Genomic DNA, 654 nt, shown 5'->3' with positions numbered 1-654 from the left:
GTCGTAGATTGGTGCAAGCACCGGCTTGTCGCCTTTACCGGGATAAATCAAAGACCAGTTCTTCAGGTGCACGTCGCCATTGCCGGTGATGACCGTCAGCACCAGGCGGCGGACGAATTCGAGAGCAGCCGTAGGCGAGACGGCCGCGCCAAGGGCCAAGGCTATGTCATGGTAAGCAGCGCCCTCGTATTTGCGCGAGGAATAGACACCGAAGACCTGAGCAAAATCCTCAATGTGAATCCTATCGCCATCGGCGCCGCGATCGAAACGTTTGACGAGAAGGACCTTGCCCTCCGACAGCGTGTTGAATTCTTCGGGAATGCCCTCAAAATTGGACTTCTCGACCAGTTCGCATTCAGGCACCTCCATGCCGATTGCTGCGGCCAGCGCCAGGTTGGCGAATTCGTTCTCCGAAACGCCCGGAAACACCGTTGAAGAAAACTTGGCGATGTACCGGCCTTGCTCGTCGTCCATCGGCAAGGTAAGGCCCCCGCCTTTTCCAGTTTCCATTCTGACCGACAGCTTCATCTGCACGCCGGCAAGTGAGAACCGTGCCTTGGGCTTATCCTTTGAAGCATCCTGCGAAACCGCTATCGCGCCGTCACTTGGCAACGCCCGTACGGCTCCCGGCAGATCGGCGCCCAGCGCCGCTAA

General features: G+C 58.1%; 1 protein-coding gene. It reads right to left on the bottom strand.

All coding sequences use genetic code 11. From position 1 onward, the window contains the following. On the bottom strand, positions 1-654 hold a 654-nt coding region (locus NKI59_RS35015), incomplete at both ends, for a type II toxin-antitoxin system HipA family toxin (protein ID WP_352709082.1).

Source organism: Mesorhizobium sp. M0598, assembly GCF_040320865.1.
In the GTDB taxonomy this organism is placed as follows: domain Bacteria; phylum Pseudomonadota; class Alphaproteobacteria; order Rhizobiales; family Rhizobiaceae; genus Mesorhizobium.
The sequence above is the reverse complement of the archived record's forward strand: the minus strand, read 5'-3'. Positions and strand labels throughout refer to the sequence as shown.